Below are 16,774 nucleotides of genomic sequence, written 5' to 3'. Positions count from 1 at the left end.
GGGCTCAAACTCACAAGAAATCACTTTATTTTAAAAAATATAAACTAGGCTAAGTGCCGACGACGTTGGATAAAGTGATTACCCATTAATAAGAGAGTCAACAATAAGGGGATAGATAAGATATTAAGCAACTTGATTAAAGTGCCTAACTCTTCAATATCCTGTCCAAGCTGGTGTTGAACTTCTCTTAAGTCTTTACGAATACGTAACTTCTCTGCTTGAAAGCGCTCTAACGTCTCCTTTTGCTCTGGGCTTAACGTGAGCTTTTCTTCACCATCCTTACTAGCCTGTAAATCAGCCAGTTTGCTCTCAGTTTCTTCCAGTTGTTTCTGCAACTCACGCTCTTTTTCACGGAATTTATTTTCCGCTTCACGCTCAATGGCATCAACCAGATCAAAAGGACGAGAGAACTGACCTCTACCTCGGATACTGATCAAGTCCGCATTACCAAGCATGTTATCAACCGAGTTAATGAACAAATCGCCATTACCCGCAAAGGGTTGCGCAAAAGTTTGTCCAAAGAACTGACGAACACTGACCCAAAGGGGATCGCCCAACACATCGGTATCTGCAATTACGACAACGTTGATATCACCTTTTGAAGCCGTTAATGGGTCAGGGAATAACACCTCTTCTTCTTTATCTTCTGCAGCATCCTGATCTTTAGCAACCTCTGCAGCATTAGCATCAGCTTTAGCAACTTCTTCTACTTTTGCCTCCCCAGCTTTGGCTCCATCATCAGCAGTGGCTTTATCAGCAGTCGCATTACCCGATGACGCTACAGCCTCCTCACCATCTGTTTTGCCTGCTGAATCAGCACTTTCCTTATCATCAGGATTAGCTTCTTCCTCTTTTTTCTCTGGAGGACCATCAGGAAATGCCGTTTTTACTGGGCCTTGAATCCGAGCAGCAACGGTATAATGTTCACCCGTTGGCTTAAAGTCATTAAACAATGTGCTTGGGTTTTGCAAAAAGGCAAACTTACTGGCATCAATCAGCATGGCCTCATCGCTGGACTGGATCAACGGTGTAAATGTAGTCACAGCCCCTTCAATAGGTGCTAAAGCACCTGCTGTAGCAAAATTAATGACTTCCAAATCCGCCATAACGACTTCATCTTTGGCAAAGTTGTCTTTGCCATAACCAACAATACCTAAGTGACGTGTAGGACGCTGGCCTTGGCCTTGGCTGATTGATAACGCATGTTTGGCATCTCCCACCACTTTATCTTTAGTCATGGTGAGTCCCCAGGCCTTGAATAAAGCTTCCAGGTTAGAGGCTTTAGGGCCAAAGGCCATCATACCGCCTCCACCCGTATCTTGGCTGGCTACAGGATCGACAAAAATCAACGCATTACCACCACCCAGTACAAACTGATCAATCGCATACTGCGCATCATCAGAAATATCTTTAGGGTGGATAACAATCAGCAAATCCACATCATCATTGATTTTATTGAAGTCTAATCCCAGCCGCTCAACATTAAACAGCATATCCAGCTGGGAAACAGCGACCCAAGGTTGTGAAGGCTGACGCGTCATCGGGTTAAACCCACCATCAACCTGAAGACCCGCGACTAACGCGAGCTTTGGTTTTTCTTTCTGGCTGGCGGCATAAATCAGCTTACTGATGTCGTACTCAAGAAATTCTTCTTTATCCAGCTGAAAAAACTCAATGACTTCCCGATTGCCTGAATCACCTGTAGCTGCTAGACCAAAATAAACTTCAGGTCCACCTAAGCTAGTGGGTACTGCCTGCAAGCCATATTCAGCGGCTTTATCTTCAGACTCTGAAAAGGGCTCGGGATCGATCACTTCAAAGTTAAGATTATCACCCGCAATAAGCGAATATTCCTCCAACAGCTCTCGTACTCGCTTCGCGTAGCTCCGTAAACGCGGTAAGTCCTTAGTCAGCTTGTTAGAGAAAAACAGCTCCAACTTAACGGGTTGCTGCAAATTACGCAGCATATTATGGGTACCATCAGATAACGTATATAAATTATCTTCGGTTAAATCAGCCCGCCAGTTTTTAACTACGTTGTTAACCAATAACACCAACAGCAGTACAGATACTGCCAAAATTAATAAACCTGCACGAGAAAAGAGTTTCCTGGTCATTTCTCCACTCCTTAATCTGCTTTTTTCATATCAATAATGACTGCGGTTGCAAATAACCAGGCGGCAATCATAATCAGGAAATACAACAAATCACGTAAGTCGAGTACACCTTTACTAATTGCAGTAAAGTGCGTCAGAAAACTTAGTGAAGCAACGGTATCAAGCAACATGGTGGGTGCCCAAGACTGAAAAAAGTCCAGAACTAGCGCTGAACCGGCGACAACAAAGATAAAGCACACGACTACGGTAAGGATAAAAGCAATGACCTGATTACTGGTCAGTGCTGACATACAGGAGCCAATCGACAGAAAAGCACCGGCCATTAACCAGCTACCCAAATAACTGGCAATAATGACTCCATTGTCAGGATTACCCAACACATTCACCGTGATCCAGATAGGAAATGTCAAAGCCAGAGCTATTCCCGTAAACGCCCAGGCAGCCAAAAACTTGGCCAGCACTGCATCGCGCAGCGTAATAGGCAAAGTTAGCAGTAATTCTAATGTCCCAGACTTACGCTCTTCAGCCCACAAGCGCATGGCAATAGCAGGTATTAAAAATAAATACAACCAGGGGTGAAAATCAAAAAAGGGTAACAAATCCGCTTGTCGTCGCTCATAAAAGCCACCAATGTAAAAAGTAAAAACACTGGTAAGCAATAAAAAAATCACAATAAAAATATACGCCAGTGGTGTGGCAAAATAACTGCCTAATTCACGTCTAAAAATAATACCTACTTTGCCCATCAGGCAACCTCCTCTGCCTGTGACTCTTTCATGGTGACATTGCGAAAGACATCATCAAGCCGACCACGTTCTACAAAAAGCTGTTCAACCACCCAACCTTTATCCTGAATAAGCTTATTCACGCCAGAGAAAACTTCCGCACCTGACTTAGGAATCAGGGTGAATCGCTTAGTGCTTTCTGGGCTGACTTCTACCTCGGCTACCGCATCTAACGCCGTTAGATCATCCAACACATTGTTGGCAGTATCCACCTGTAGTGTGACAGCGTGGTGATAGCGTGAACGAGCTTCCAGCTCGGCAGGTTTACCATCTGCTACCAACTCACCTTTGGCAATAATAATGGCCCGATTACATACAGCACTCACCTCTTCCAAAATATGCGTGGAAATAATAACTATCTTATCTTTAGATAAATTTCGAATCAGGTTACGCACTTGATGCTTTTGATTTGGGTCGAGACCATCAGTAGGCTCATCTAAAATCAGCACTTTAGGGTCATGTAATATCGCCTGGGCAATACCCACCCTTCGTTTAAAACCTTTGGATAGATTTTCAATACGGCGAGTAATCACACTATGCAAAGCCAGGTCCTCTACAACCTTATCAATACGCTGTTGAAGCTCAGCGCCTTTAAAACCACGAATTTCACCAATAAAACGTAAATACTGCAGGGTCGTCATATCAGCATATGCAGGTGCTCCCTCAGGCAAGTAGCCAATTAGTTGTTTCGCGGCTAGTGGGTCTTTGACTACATCATGTTCAAAGACGGATATCGCCCCTTTACTTGGCGTTAAAAAGCCGCAAATCATTTTCATCGTCGTCGACTTCCCAGCCCCATTGGGTCCCAGAAAGCCCAACACTTCTCCAGGAGATACGGAGAACGAAATATCTTTAACTGCCTCAAAGTAGTCAAAGTTTTTGCTAAGGTGCTCGATCTTTATCATAAGCTTGCAACTTGTCTTGTAATAAACCGTTCGATTCCTTACGTGGGAACCTAATATGTTGGCGAAGATGATTTTTTCAAGTTACGCCTAGTGTTCAATACTGAGTAAATCTCACCGTGATACCACGCTGGTCAAAATTATCGGGAGGCCATAACAGAAGAGAAGCTAACTCTTTCTTATACCCTACACTAGGGCTATAAGTAGCTATAGATGGATAAAGAGCTTTCCTTCTCTTTACTGAAAGATTGTGCCTCTAAATGCTAATGAGATAGACACTTTACTCGTTCAATAGTGACACTTTAACAAAAGCGCCTCAAAATCAGTCCCATCAGCACCTCAGTATAGACCGTTAACATTTTAGATTTCTCCATCACAGTTGTCATATACCACCTTACGAATAGACAAACCACACTTTCATGGTATCCCTTATACTTTATATGGTTTTAATTAGACGCTACTTTATGTATGTGTTGGAACAAGCGCTAGAAGACAACTCTATCGCTTAGTAGCCACTCTCAAACAAAAAGACCATACAGTCAAACATAAAGGCTAATGAAAACCCCTTTGATCAGCTGGAATAATAACCGGACAAAAATACTAAAATAGAAAATAATAAACTAAAGCAAGGATACCGTGCCTTCAGGACAATGGTATATCGAAACCAATGCCTCTTTTTAAATCACCGTTATCCAAAACCTCGATAACGTCCACCAAGAGAGACTTATTGAATGCATACTGTTTTCAGGGTCCACTATACTATGTATCAGAAACTCATCAGGAAAGGAATAAATGACAAAAGCAAAGAGCGTTGTCACTTTGTTACTTCTAGCACAACTGTCAGTTAGTAAGCATCTTTTTGCGACAACAGTTTCCGTTTATGGTCTTGAAGCAATGCCTTATTGTGGAGTAATTGACGGAAAACCAGTTGGAATTGCTGTCGATATTCTTAATGAAGCCACTAAGTATGGAGCACCAAACTTTAAATTTTCTTTTGATGTTCCTTGGCCTAGAGCAATACTGAGAGTTCAACAGTCTAAAAATGAATTAGTCGCTATTATTCCCTTTACACGTTCACCTATACGAGAAGATAAGTTCAAATGGATTGCGGAAATTATGCCAACTGAGTATCGCTTTTATACATACAACAGAGCATCCCCCATACAATCAATTGATGAAATAAAAAACGAAACCATTGGTGTAGTTCATGGTCATGCTATAATATCCATGCTTGAAAAACTTGAATTAAAACTTGATAGCGGAGCAAAAACTGCGAAAACAAATGCACTAAAAATGATAAATAAAAGGTATAACATCATTGCTGATTCTGATGTTATTGTACTGTACTCGTGGAAAGAAATTGGACAAAGCACAAGTGACTTACAACAAGGACCATCTATTGGAGCTATAAAACGTGTCTATATTGCAACAGGGTTACACTTCCCTGACAATGTTGCCGAAAGTATTTTTGATGCCGTTGATACAATGAGGAATAATGGCCAAGTACAAAAAATATACGACAAATGGCTAAGACATTAAATGAAGCAAAGATCAAATAACCCCAAAGGACATACTGTAAATAATACACTTTAAATAAATTATCAAAATAATTATTCAATTAAATTTCTACGTAAATACACTACCTAATTTATGCTATTTTTTCTTAACATCTCTTGATATTGCTTATTTAGTGTTTTAGCTTCAAACTTAATGAGTTGCTTTTTGGAACAGTCTCCCATTAGCTCCCATGTTTCTTGGAAAAGACTAAATGGATCCTCTTCAGGTACACCAAAACAGTTTCCATTAATACGAACTACCTTTGTATCACCAACCTGACCAAACTCAAAATATTTATTTTCTTCTTTAACTCGTTCACCTTCAAGATATTTATATCGTTCCTTTTTCTTACGATCAGTCACGTTTAGTTTATTTCTGAGCTGCTTTGAGAATACTGTAAAATTTTCTCGAATCAAGGTATTACTCGTAGTTAAGTCATCTTCACTGCTTAGTGACGAATCTAATTGCTCTACCTGTTTTAATATATCACCATAAGAAATTCGTTTAGTTTGAGAGCTCACTTCACTAGCATCAACTTTAACATTGCTTTTATGATCACCTTTCTGATTTTGTTTTTTGTTAGAAATAGCTATATCATTTTCAACAATCAGTTCTTCTTTCTTTGACCTGTTATATTTTTCTTTATTAAGATTATTAGCTTTTGAATTATTTACTACCTTGCTTTTCTGTAATACACCATCAGAAGCTATTAATCTAGCTTTTTTTACAGCAGAAGACTGCTTAACATTTTCCCTAGCACTTTTATTTACAATTTCAATAATTAATTTCTTTGAGTAGCCTTGATGTATGGTCTTATCATTTGAAAAGAGCCCTACCTTATACACAATCCCGAATACTAAAACATGAAGACAAAGAGACAACACAACCCCTTGCCTAAAAGTCATTGATGAAACTCTACTCTTGCTTTGAACAAGGCAGCCATCAAGCACCAAAGAACTATTTTCGTCACACATCCACTGTATGCCTTTTATTACAACGATATTCCACCTATCTCTACTCCTAATGAATTGTACCTAAAGCTCAATAAATAAAGCGTTCGATTATTAAATCCTAAATAAGTTCATGGATAGGTTGTCAGTTAATCATAGTCACCATGAATACCGTATATATACCCAAAACGAAGGATTTTTAGGTATAATACACCATCACACGATCGTTCAAGGAGAACAAGGATTATGTTTATTAATAAATCAGTTTTAAGCCTTTGTGGTTTATTAACTATCTCTACTTTTGTAAATGCCTACGACCAAACATGCTATGAAAATGCCATAAATAGCGTAAAGGATCTTTCAAAGTGTGACCTTAGTGATGCTGACTTAACTCAAGGCAATAGTATTCCCCGCAAGGACTATAATGGAGTGACATTAACTCATGCTAATCTAAGTAATACTAACATGTATGGTGTGTATTTAAACAATGCTGATCTTAAATTTACCAACATGAAAGGGGCAATACTGTATTATGCCGACGCTCAAAACACCAATATGTCTTTTGCCAACTTAGAAAAATCAACCTTAAATGTAGCCAACCTATCCAGCGCCAAATTAATTCAAGCAAACTTATCCAATAGCGACTTAACAGGTGCATCCTTATTTTTTGCTGACTTTTCTGCAGCAAACTTACAAAACGCAAACTTAAGCTATACCATGATGGCTGAAACTGACTTTAAATATGCAAACTTTAGTCATGCTTCAATTGAAGGCGCTGAGGCAGGCTCATCAAATTACAGCTATTCAAACTTCAATAATGCAACACTGCAACATGCTCAACTCATAAGCTCAAACTTTAGTCATGCCAATTTATCAAATGCTAATTTATCCTATGCAGACTTTCGTAACACAAACTTAACATCAGCTAATTTAGAGGGAGCCAACTTAGAACAGGCAAACTTTTGTGGTGCGACCTGGATAGATGGGGATTTATGCCATGAAGGCTCAATTGGCTTTTGCTTAAAGGAAGGTCCAAACCCTGGCGTTTGTAATTAAACAGTCTTTTATTACAAACCAGAAAACTATTTGTTTAATAGTTATAAAATAAGTTTAAACGCACTGCTATTGATGTTTAACAGGCTTGTATAGATAAATATTTATAGTGTATTTGTCTTGATCCTAATGACGCAATCACGCAGTTTTTAGGTAAGCTTCTGTTGAAGCTTACCTTTTTGTATTTTTATACCTATCAGCAATAAACAGCTTCCATGTTATATCTATCAGGATCATAACGAAACGTCACATACTACTCTTGAGCCCTATCAGGGCGTAAGCCTTGTTTATAATTGCATATACCCTTCACGAATGATTTCTAGGTTTTGTTATCTTCTCTCCTCACCCCAATCACCTATTAATATAGGCTCATGGGGCTTCGTCACTCGATGACCGCACCTAAAAACCATTCTTATTGGGTGTATATACCGTACTCCTCCGAGCAGGGCTGCCTTGTTCTAACAAAAAATCACTATTTTTAGAGACACCCTTAACTTATTAAAAAAATTGTAATATTAGCCTCAAACAACGGTCATCTTTCCTGAATTAGCTATACTTCTATTAATGCTTGTTCTTTTAAAGGGGTAAGAGATGGCTTTATTTGACGTTGAGCTTGCAGATGAAAGCAAAGAGTATAAAGCCATTGATGAATTCCTGCACGAGGCTTTTTACGATGTAGAAATAATTGATGAATCTGGTCAGTGGAGTGTTTATACAGAAACATCCTTTCAAGAAGCTGCAGATTTGATCCGTAAAAAATTTCCTCACCTATCAGAAGATCAACTTTTGATAAAAAATTTAGAATAGTTTTACGCGTTTTCAAATTCTGCTAGCCCACTTTTTGTAATACTTAATCACCATTCTACACTTGTAGTATAAATTCAAGATGGTGACCCATGACAGACAAAGGCGGGATAACCCTCGTCGAACTGTTTGCCGCAAGGATGCGGCAACCAAGCCTCCAAGGATGGATTGACGGCCTGTTCGATGAGGGTTATCCCGACTTTGGGCAAAGGTGCTGCAGAACATAGTTATTCTAAAAATAAGCTAAAATGAGACTGCCTAGTATAATACCCCTGCATTACTTTTCCCAAAAAAATATAACCTTTAATACTTAATACAATAAAGCAATGCTATATTTCTCGGTCTGACAACGCCAGAGTAACCTCCACCACCAGCGTTTCCAGGCAATTTTAGACTAGAAGATTTGCTGGAAGCCGTTAGATATAGATTTGAATAATCACTCGTATCATAATTATCAACCCCAACTTTTTCTTGTGCCTCCAGTTTTTCTTTAACGGATGTTGAAGTATTCCAGACTGCATCATTATTTGTATCAAAGCTATATAATGTCCCTTTTTGAGCAGAACCCAACTTGCGAGCTTTCTCAACGCCTCTCTCTTCATCCCACCCTCGAATAAATTCACCTCTTAAATCAGGCAAACTAAATGTGGTTGAGCCATCACCTGGGCCAAACATTCCAGCTTCTTTTTTATTTTCAGTTGTCGCTAAATTTCCACTTGACTGAGCAAACGCCCACAGTGCTGGATAATCTGATCTATGAACGATCGCGCCATCTGCCTTTAAAAAACCTTCCGGAGGTTTCACTGCTGGTATAGAAATAATCATACCTGGTGGCATAGAATACTGAGGGTACGGATTAATCGCATTCTCATGCTTAACAACTTTATCATAAACCTTTTTTACAGCTTTAACTGTTGCCAGCTTATCAGAGCTATTATCACTTATTGCATCGGACTTAACATTAGGTAAGTTACCTAGCCCTACATCAAACTTGGTTGGCTTATGGCCTTCATGGTAAACACGTTTATCATGGTTTATCCCTGTATAAATTTCACCAGCAACACCAATATCCCCATAAAATATACCACCAGATTTAGATACAAAGTTCTCATCAACATACTCTCGTGATGCCATCGCAATGGACAAATCTACCTTTAAATCAATATTGCTAGCGTTTGCAACCTGTAAGATTACCTTTAAAAACAGACTATTTGCAGTACCATTACCTTGTGGAATTAGTGGTTTATAAGTACTTGGGTATTTACCTATGCAAATTAAATCCCCTTGCTCATCATATAACCCAAATTCTGTTACATAAAAACCACCAACATCTACAGGGATTATTGCCTCAGCAACAACCCAGTTTTTATTATGTGGATCAATATAGAGATTAGTTAAGTTACCTGCCCAGCGTTCTCTGACTAAACGGGTTGTTGATTCACTTGGGAATGTTTCTTTACCTTCATCAGCACCACCATCCCCTACTTTTATTTTAGTGAGTTTTAAGGCACCACCGAGTAATGCTGCATTGGTTAACTTTGATTTACCTGTTTTGGTGAGTAAGTTGTAATATTGTTTTGTCATAGTTTACTATTAAAATATCAAATAAAGTTATCTGTTGGCCTGATTCTCTCCTTTTTTTAAAAGTAACATCAGGTGAAATCTTTCATCTTTTTCGTATAAAGAACATACACTTTTATTTATGTACACTCTTTATACATCATGAAAAAAGTAGGCAAATATAGCCTTCGCTGAGGGTATGGATACAATAGAATAGTTATACGCTGCACAAATTTCATACTTTGCTGGCAGCTAATTTTTACATCAGCCACCAGACTTGCTAAGAACCTGTTGAGTTAAAAGCTATTTAATTTAGTAGATCAGGCAAAAACAATGAAATTGCAGGGATGTACGTTACAAGCCCCAAAAATATTAATAGTAAACCTAACCATGGTAAAGCGGCTTTAATAACCCAACCAATGCTTTGTTGAGTAATACCAGCCGTCACAAATAAGTTTAGCCCCACAGGTGGCGTTAACATGCCTATTTCCATATTCACGACCATAATGATACCCAAGTGAATTGGATCAATACCTAATTGAGTAGCGATCGGAAACAAAATAGGTGCCATAATCAGTACTATAGCTGAAGGCTCCATAAAATTACCTGCAGCAAGCAATAATAAATTCACTACAAGTAAAAAGGCCCAAGGAGGAAGCCCCATACTCACTATTGTTTCAGCAATAGCATGTGGAATACGTTCAGTCGTCAACACATGGGCAAATAACATTGCATTAGCAATAATAAACAACAGCATTAAACTAACTTTTGCTGCGTCCATAACCACATTATTCACTTCTCGATCAAAAAAAGACCGCGGAATTGCCCAGGTAATTTGCCAGAAATTTCTGCAAACAGCACGGGCTACACTTTCACCTTGAAAATGCCACGGCGTATCTCTTAATGGTCCCATATCTCGATAGCCTATTACAGCTATTAAGAAAGCATAAACGGCAGCTACCGCAGCAGCTTCAGTAGGGCTGGCAATACCACCATATATGACACCTAGGACCAACACGATGAGAAATAGCCCCCCTGCTGCAATTAACCCCGTTTTCACCAGTATTCGCCAACCAGGAAATGGTTGTGAAGGATAGCGGCGTTTGCGTGCAAACAAATAAATCGCAACTAATAAAATGCCTCCCATGAGTAAACCAGGAATTAAACCTGCCATAAACATCCGTGTAGCAGAGACTTCTGTGGCAGCAGCATATACCAACATCACAATAGAAGGTGGAATTAATATACCTAAAGTACCTGCATTAGCAATGACACCTGCGGCAAAAGACTGAGAATAACCAGAGCGAACCATACCAGCAATAACAATACTGCCTATTGCTGCTACTGTTGCGGGAGAAGAGCCGGAAACTGCTGCAAATAGCATACAAGCAACCACCGATGCCATGGCCAAACCACCTCGCACATGTCCCACACCAGCCACAGCAAAATTAATAAGCCGCTTGGCAACGCCTCCTGTTGAAAGAAAAACCGATGATAAAATAAAAAATGGAATTGCTAACAACGTATAATGGCTGGATGTAGACTCAAATATTTTAAGCGCAATTGAAGCCAGGGAGTCATTAGAAAATAATAATATCGTTGACACGCTCGCAATACCCAAAGCTAAAGCAATAGGCATCCCTGTTAATATACACAACAATAATAATAAAAATAAGGTGGCGGTAGTCATAATTTACTCCCTATAGGTGAAACATCAGATGACATCCTGACCTCAGGAGATTCTTTGGGCGTAGATTTAGTTTCTTCTTGAGCTAATGCCAGGCTTTCTTCTGCTTCATCTAATAATTCAAATCCATCAACTTGTCGGGAAAACAACATCCATAGCAGTGACATTAACCTAAGTGCTAATAATACAAAACCACCGAATAAAATACTCATCGCCTGCCACTTGGGAAGAGGAACATCCTCCATTGTCAAGCCAATTAATTTTAATTTACCTAAATAGATCCAACTACCGTATAATAAAACTCCACAGTAAAATAAACAGCCTAATACAGCAAACACTGAAATCCAACGACGCACTTCACTGGGAAATAGACGCACCAATGCATCTACTCCAATATGTGCACCTACCTTTAAACCATAGGAAACACCAAACAACACAAACCATGCCCCTAAATACAGGGTCACCTCCTCCATCCATAGCCAGCCCGTATTAAATACAAAACGGAGTATAACTTCCAAAAAAACTAATAAAGTCATACCCACTAATAACAAACGAATAATGGCCGCCTCAACAATAGCAAGGTAATGCCTAATCATGCTATTTCCCCTCAATTATGCCCTTCGCGAATCAATTTTATTTTGACACCTAAAAATGATTCATTATGAGTATAAAATCACCTGATTTATCAACTCATTTATTATGCATACTTTCCTTAGCATGCATAAAAATATTGCAGGTTAACAATCTAATTAATTTGATTAGCTTTTTGAGCAGCTTCAATCAGATCGGCACCAATTTCATCTTGAAATTCCTTCCATACTGGAGCCATTGCCTGTTTCCACTGTTGGCGCTGAGAGGATGTTAGCTCAATAACGGTTGATTTTTTACTGGCAATAATAGCTTGTTTATCTTGCTCATCTTTTTGCAACGCGACTTGATTACCAAAAGTAATCGCTTCTTGTAAGCTTTTTTCTACAACAGGACGAATATCAGAAGGTAATCCTGCCCAGAATTCTTTTGAGGTAACAACAATATAGTCAAGCACACCATGATCTGTTTCTGTAATATGTGACTGCACCTCGAAAAACTTTTTTGAGTAAATATTTGACCAGGTATTTTCCTGTCCATCAATCGCTTTTGTCTGTAATAATGTAAACACCTCAGAGAAAGGTTTTTTTACAGGGTTAGCATTAACCACTTGAAATTGTGCAGCTAATACATCTGATGCCATCACCCGGAATTTTTTTCCTTTGGCATCTGCAGGATCATAGAGTGGTTCATTAGCCGACAATTGTTTCATGCCATTATGTAAATACCCTAGACCTGTCAAGCCTTTGCTTTCCAGGCTAGTCAGCAATTTTTGCCCTTCCTCACTTTGCTGAAATCGCTCTACAGCCTGCATATCATCAAATAAGAAAGGCAGATCAAAGACTTGAAACTTTTTCGTGTAAGTTTCAAGTTTAGATAAAGAGGGAGCTGCAAGTTGCACATCACCTAAAATGATTGCTTCCAATACTTTATCATCATTAAATAGTTGAGCATTAGGAAAGACACTTACTTTAACTTTTCCTGGTAAACGTTGTTCAATGAGTTTTTTGAAGCGTATAGCCATCTTACCCTTAGGCGTATTTTCGGCTACTACATGAGAGAACTTAATTTCGATAGGTGCCGCATTCAGTCCACCAGCAACCATCGAAAATATACAGCACATCGTTGTTATTAGTTTACGCATGTTACTCCCTCTTTCTTATTCTATATGTTTGTTACTCATAGGCTTAGCCCCATGACGAATATGTACCAAAGTACATCTTGCAACATGGGCTTATCATGCCTTACTGACATGACAGGGTATTGAATAGGCAAACCTTGCGCCAAAAAAATAAACTTTATAAATCAGTTAGTTAGCAACAATGTAGGCAGGTAATGAGTAGTATATGACACGTCAACAACTTGTGAATGGGTGGAAATCCACCCATTTAAACAAATAGTTCATGAAGGGTATATTTTTTTACTTAGAGTACTCAGCTCGATTTAAGCCATGTTTTTTTAATTTATCGTAAAGTGTCTTACGTGCTAATCCCAACTCATCCATGACTGTTTTAAGACGTCCTTGGTGGCGAATTAAGGCATCTTCTAATAAAGCTCGCTCGTAGGCTTCCACTTTAGAGGTTAGCTTTTCCGTTTCAATTAAATTGGATGATATTGCACCCCCCCCATCAATATCAAACTCAGCACTTTCACCCAATAATACGTAGCGCTCAGCAATATTTCTTAATTCTCGAACATTCCCAGGCCAGTCATGATTTAATAAAGCTTGACGCTGAGCAAATGATAGAGGAATGACCTCATGACCATAGCGGGCACCTGCTAATGATGTAAAATGTTGAAAAAGTAGTAAAATGTCTTCTTTCCGATCTCTTAACGCAGGGATATTAATTATTACGACATTTAAACGGTAATACAAGTCCAGTCTGAACAACCCTTCTTCTGATCGTTTTTTTAAATTTTCTTTCGTGGCGGCGATAACACGTATATCAATCGGTATCAGTTCATTTGTACCAAGCCGTTCAACCTGTCGTTCTTCCAAAACGCGTAACAGTTTTACTTGTAAGTTAACTGGCATACTTTCAATTTCATCTAAAAACAAAGTGCCACCATTAGCATACTCAAACTTTCCTTTTCGGCTCTTGCTCGCCCCCGTAAAAGCACCTTGAGTATGACCAAATAACTCACTTTCAATCAATGCTTCTGGGAGTGCGCCACAATTAATAGCGACAAAAGGATGAGCCTGCCTGACACTATGCTCATGTAAAAAACGGGCAATAAGTTCTTTTCCACAGCCCGTTTCAGCTTGCAATAAAATATCTGCAGGCGCATCCAGCACTTGTTGTACTAAACGACGTAACTGTTTGATAACTGAAGTATTACCTAGAATACGTGGACCTGGAGCACCCTGAGCAAAGATTTCTTCCCGTAAAGATCTATTTTCCAATGTCAAACTACGTTTTTCTAAAGCTCGATGAATTACATCAACAAAATGTGTTTGGCTAAACGGTTTTTCTATATAGTCATACACCCCGGCTCTAATGGCGGTAACAGCAGTGCTGATATCACCATGCCCCGTTAATAAAATAATGGGTAGCTCCGGATCTAACTCATTTAACTGTCTGAAAAGCATCATCCCGTCCATCCTAGGCATGTGCAAATCGGTAACGATTACGCCAGGCCAGTTTTCATGAACTAATGGTAAACACTCCTCGCCAGAAGCAAAACATTTAATGCACATATCAGCTAATGTTAACGTTTGCTCTACAACAAGACGAATATCTTCATCATCATCGATAAAAAAAACCTGCTTTAATACCTCACTTTCTGGTGCGGAATTAAAACGGGAAAGATCACTTTTCATATAATAATTCTCTACCACATCTACTCAGTCAACTATTTATCTATAGCAGGTAAATAAACGCTAAATACGGCACCACCTTGAGCCAGGTTTCTCGCCTTGATACTCCCACCCATCGACTCAATAATACGCTGTGAAATTGCCAGCCCTAACCCTAACCCTTGACGATCACTTTTTGTGGTATAAAACGGTGTAAATACTTTATCCAATAAATGTGCTGGAATTCCTCGGCCATTATCCTGAACATCTAATTTCACCTTATCTTGAAAGTTTGCAAGGTTTACTTCAATAACGCCATTTGTCTTACTAATCAACTCATGCATTGCATTAGTCAGTAAATTCACGACAACTTGTTCTAACCAAACGCAATCCCCTCTAATCCATAGTCCATTTGCAGGTAGTTTACTTATTACGCTAATACGCTGTTTCTCTAACTGAGGCTTAAGTAAGTCAATTGCACTGTGAATTGCTGTCACTAGATTTATTAATGTTAGTTCGCCGGGTGTTTTTCGGGCAAACACTTTAAACTGAGCGACAATATAACCCATGCGCTCACATGCCCGATTTATTCGTTGTAAATTTGCTGCAACTAACGCTGATTGTTGTTTTTCAAGAAATACAATACTATTTTCTGCAAGGCCTTTTATAGCGGTAATAGGCTGATTAAGTTCATGGTTAATACTGGCTGACATCTGGCCTAAAACTGCTAATTTTGCTGCTTGAATAAGCTCTTCTTGGGTTTGTCTTAATTTTGCTTCAGTATATTGTCGCTCTTCTATTTCCCGCTTCAATCGTTGGTTAGTTTTCATTAAATCCTGGGTACGCATTAAGACACGTGCTTCTAATCGATCGCGCGCTATACGAAGCTGTCGCTCAGTTCGATATCGCTGCCAAATAAATAAACCTACAAGTAATAGCACCCAGGAAATTAGTCCATACACCAACAGCGTTTCATTCACTCGCCGTTGAACCTCACCCCAGTCATACCAAATATGCAGCTCCCACCCTGCTTTAGGCATATTGAGTTTATGTTGCAAATAAGAAGAATGTCGCTCAGTCTCAGAAATTGAGTCAACAAGCTGAATTTTCTGTAGCGCGGGAGAAGCAGGTGTAAGCTTATCAACAACAGGCGTTACCTGCTTTACCAACGAGGGGATTGAACGTTGAACATAACGCTGCTCCTGTTGTAGCTGATCCTGCTGTATATCTGACAACTTACCCAAAGAGTGAAACAACCAGCGTTTAACACTGCTGATAAATACTACGCCCATTGAATCAGTGACCAATAATTGAGCAGAGCCATGACTGAAAGCACTTTGCCAAGATTGCTCAATATTCGCCAGGTCCACTTTAACCACCACAATACCCAGCAGCTTATCCTGCTGAAACACAGGATACGAAAAATAGTAGCCCCGTTGTAAAGAGGTTGTACCCAGTGCAAAGTAACGCCCAGCATTTCCTTGTTTGGCTTGCTGAAAATAAGGCCGAAAGTTGAAATTACGACCCAAAAAGCTTTGTGGACGTTGCCAGTTACTAGCAGCAATGGTCGTTCCCTGCGGATCCAATAAATAAATATCTGCTGCCCCAGTGACATTATTACTTTGTTCTAAATAATGATTGATAGAGTTCGACTCAACCTGTTGACTGGTATTACTCAAAAACTCTGTCACTATAGGTTGTTGAGCTAAAAACTCTGGTAAGTTCTCATAGGTGGACAATATTCCACGTAAAGTTGCTCTAAACCGATAGAGTTCTCCCTGCATATCACTTGCAAACGCGGCTAATACCTGTTGTCGGACAACTGTTTCTTGCCATGCTAAAAATGCCACTAGGCTGATTGCCCAAGTTAATAACACCCATAACCAACCAACTTTACTCGTTAACCCCTTCATGCCAGTACTTCCTGCTTCTAGCACGTTAATTATTAAATATTTCGCTTACTTGCTTACATTC

General features: G+C 39.4%; 13 protein-coding genes. 3 read left to right on the top strand and 10 right to left on the bottom strand.

Translation table 11 applies throughout. The features are described from left to right. Positions 1-44 precede the first annotated feature (44 nt). Genes KHS79_RS01690 through KHS79_RS01680 form a run of 3 tightly spaced genes read right to left on the bottom strand, consistent with a single transcriptional unit; the run spans position 45 to position 3,807 of the window. On the bottom strand, positions 45-2,117 hold the full coding sequence (locus KHS79_RS01690) for a GldG family protein (RefSeq protein ID WP_212716125.1): 2,073 nt from the start codon (positions 2,115-2,117) through the stop codon (positions 45-47). An 11-nt stretch (positions 2,118-2,128) separates the two neighbouring features. Then, positions 2,129-2,863, bottom strand: coding sequence for an ABC transporter permease subunit (locus KHS79_RS01685; RefSeq protein WP_094788207.1), 735 nt, complete (start codon positions 2,861-2,863; stop codon positions 2,129-2,131). Further along, positions 2,863-3,807 carry an ABC transporter ATP-binding protein gene (locus KHS79_RS01680; protein WP_212716122.1) on the bottom strand — a complete coding sequence of 315 codons (945 nt, stop codon included), beginning with the start codon at positions 3,805-3,807 and terminating at the stop codon, positions 2,863-2,865. The genes KHS79_RS01685 and KHS79_RS01680 overlap by 1 nt, the downstream gene beginning before the upstream one ends. A 789-nt stretch (positions 3,808-4,596) precedes the next feature. Between KHS79_RS01680 and KHS79_RS01675 the strand changes: the two genes are divergently transcribed. After that, positions 4,597-5,343: a substrate-binding periplasmic protein gene (locus KHS79_RS01675; protein ID WP_212716120.1), complete on the top strand. Its 747-nt coding sequence runs from the start codon at positions 4,597-4,599 to the stop codon at positions 5,341-5,343. Positions 5,344-5,447: 104 nt separating this feature from the next. Here the strand turns inward: KHS79_RS01675 and KHS79_RS01670 are convergent, their stop codons facing one another. Beyond that, positions 5,448-6,335 (bottom strand): hypothetical protein, encoded by an 888-nt coding sequence (locus tag KHS79_RS01670; RefSeq protein WP_212716118.1) that lies wholly within the window; start codon positions 6,333-6,335, stop codon positions 5,448-5,450. 222 nt (positions 6,336-6,557) lie between these two features. Here KHS79_RS01670 and KHS79_RS01665 point away from each other — a divergent pair, with 222 nt between their 5' ends. Continuing rightward, positions 6,558-7,367 (top strand): pentapeptide repeat-containing protein, encoded by an 810-nt coding sequence (locus tag KHS79_RS01665; protein ID WP_212716116.1) that lies wholly within the window; start codon positions 6,558-6,560, stop codon positions 7,365-7,367. 588 nt (positions 7,368-7,955) lie between these two features. Further along, positions 7,956-8,171, top strand: a complete 216-nt coding sequence (locus KHS79_RS01660) for a hypothetical protein (RefSeq protein ID WP_212716115.1) — start codon at positions 7,956-7,958, stop codon at positions 8,169-8,171. A gap of 300 nt (positions 8,172-8,471) precedes the next feature. On the opposite strand, the gene KHS79_RS01655 is transcribed toward KHS79_RS01660, so the two are convergent. The 6 genes from KHS79_RS01655 to KHS79_RS01630 all read right to left on the bottom strand — a co-directional run bounded on the left by KHS79_RS01655 (position 8,472) and on the right by KHS79_RS01630 (position 16,713). After that, entirely contained in the window at positions 8,472-9,752 is a 1,281-nt protein-coding gene (locus KHS79_RS01655; protein ID WP_212716113.1) for a phage tail-collar fiber domain-containing protein, read from the bottom strand. Positions 9,753-10,035: 283 nt separating this feature from the next. Then, positions 10,036-11,418 carry a TRAP transporter large permease gene (locus KHS79_RS01650; RefSeq protein ID WP_212716111.1) on the bottom strand — a complete coding sequence of 461 codons (1,383 nt, stop codon included), beginning with the start codon at positions 11,416-11,418 and terminating at the stop codon, positions 10,036-10,038. After that, positions 11,415-12,011, bottom strand: a complete 597-nt coding sequence (locus KHS79_RS01645) for a TRAP transporter small permease (protein ID WP_094788216.1) — start codon at positions 12,009-12,011, stop codon at positions 11,415-11,417. Before KHS79_RS01645 ends, KHS79_RS01650 begins: the two co-directional genes overlap by 4 nt. A gap of 149 nt (positions 12,012-12,160) precedes the next feature. Continuing rightward, positions 12,161-13,147: a TRAP transporter substrate-binding protein gene (locus KHS79_RS01640; RefSeq protein ID WP_094788217.1), complete on the bottom strand. Its 987-nt coding sequence runs from the start codon at positions 13,145-13,147 to the stop codon at positions 12,161-12,163. A 276-nt stretch (positions 13,148-13,423) separates the two neighbouring features. Beyond that, entirely contained in the window at positions 13,424-14,824 is a 1,401-nt protein-coding gene (locus tag KHS79_RS01635) for a sigma-54-dependent transcriptional regulator (protein WP_212716109.1), read from the bottom strand. A 32-nt stretch (positions 14,825-14,856) separates the two neighbouring features. Further along, positions 14,857-16,713 carry an ATP-binding protein gene (locus tag KHS79_RS01630; RefSeq protein WP_212716107.1) on the bottom strand — a complete coding sequence of 619 codons (1,857 nt, stop codon included), beginning with the start codon at positions 16,711-16,713 and terminating at the stop codon, positions 14,857-14,859. Positions 16,714-16,774 lie beyond the last annotated feature (61 nt).

It is taken from the genome of Zooshikella ganghwensis (genome assembly GCF_018263875.1).
GTDB classification, from domain to species: domain Bacteria; phylum Pseudomonadota; class Gammaproteobacteria; order Pseudomonadales; family Zooshikellaceae; genus Zooshikella; species Zooshikella ganghwensis.
Note: the sequence above shows the minus strand (reverse complement) of the source record. Positions and strands in the feature narration are given on the sequence as shown.

What these genes read in the sequence shown, in the direction of transcription:
- KHS79_RS01690 (WP_212716125.1), bottom strand. Translation starts at nt 2,117, where the DNA reads ATGACCAGGAAACTCTTTTCTCGTGCAGGTTTATTAATTTTGGCAGTA.
- KHS79_RS01685 (WP_094788207.1), bottom strand. Translation starts at nt 2,863, where the DNA reads ATGGGCAAAGTAGGTATTATTTTTAGACGTGAATTAGGCAGTTATTTT.
- KHS79_RS01680 (WP_212716122.1), bottom strand. Translation starts at nt 3,807, where the DNA reads ATGATAAAGATCGAGCACCTTAGCAAAAACTTTGACTACTTTGAGGCA.
- KHS79_RS01675 (WP_212716120.1), top strand. Translation starts at nt 4,597, where the DNA reads ATGACAAAAGCAAAGAGCGTTGTCACTTTGTTACTTCTAGCACAACTG.
- KHS79_RS01670 (WP_212716118.1), bottom strand. Translation starts at nt 6,335, where the DNA reads ATGTGTGACGAAAATAGTTCTTTGGTGCTTGATGGCTGCCTTGTTCAA.
- KHS79_RS01665 (WP_212716116.1), top strand. Translation starts at nt 6,558, where the DNA reads ATGTTTATTAATAAATCAGTTTTAAGCCTTTGTGGTTTATTAACTATC.
- KHS79_RS01660 (WP_212716115.1), top strand. Translation starts at nt 7,956, where the DNA reads ATGGCTTTATTTGACGTTGAGCTTGCAGATGAAAGCAAAGAGTATAAA.
- KHS79_RS01655 (WP_212716113.1), bottom strand. Translation starts at nt 9,752, where the DNA reads ATGACAAAACAATATTACAACTTACTCACCAAAACAGGTAAATCAAAG.
- KHS79_RS01650 (WP_212716111.1), bottom strand. Translation starts at nt 11,418, where the DNA reads ATGACTACCGCCACCTTATTTTTATTATTATTGTTGTGTATATTAACA.
- KHS79_RS01645 (WP_094788216.1), bottom strand. Translation starts at nt 12,011, where the DNA reads ATGATTAGGCATTACCTTGCTATTGTTGAGGCGGCCATTATTCGTTTG.
- KHS79_RS01640 (WP_094788217.1), bottom strand. Translation starts at nt 13,147, where the DNA reads ATGCGTAAACTAATAACAACGATGTGCTGTATATTTTCGATGGTTGCT.
- KHS79_RS01635 (WP_212716109.1), bottom strand. Translation starts at nt 14,824, where the DNA reads ATGAAAAGTGATCTTTCCCGTTTTAATTCCGCACCAGAAAGTGAGGTA.
- KHS79_RS01630 (WP_212716107.1), bottom strand. Translation starts at nt 16,713, where the DNA reads ATGAAGGGGTTAACGAGTAAAGTTGGTTGGTTATGGGTGTTATTAACT.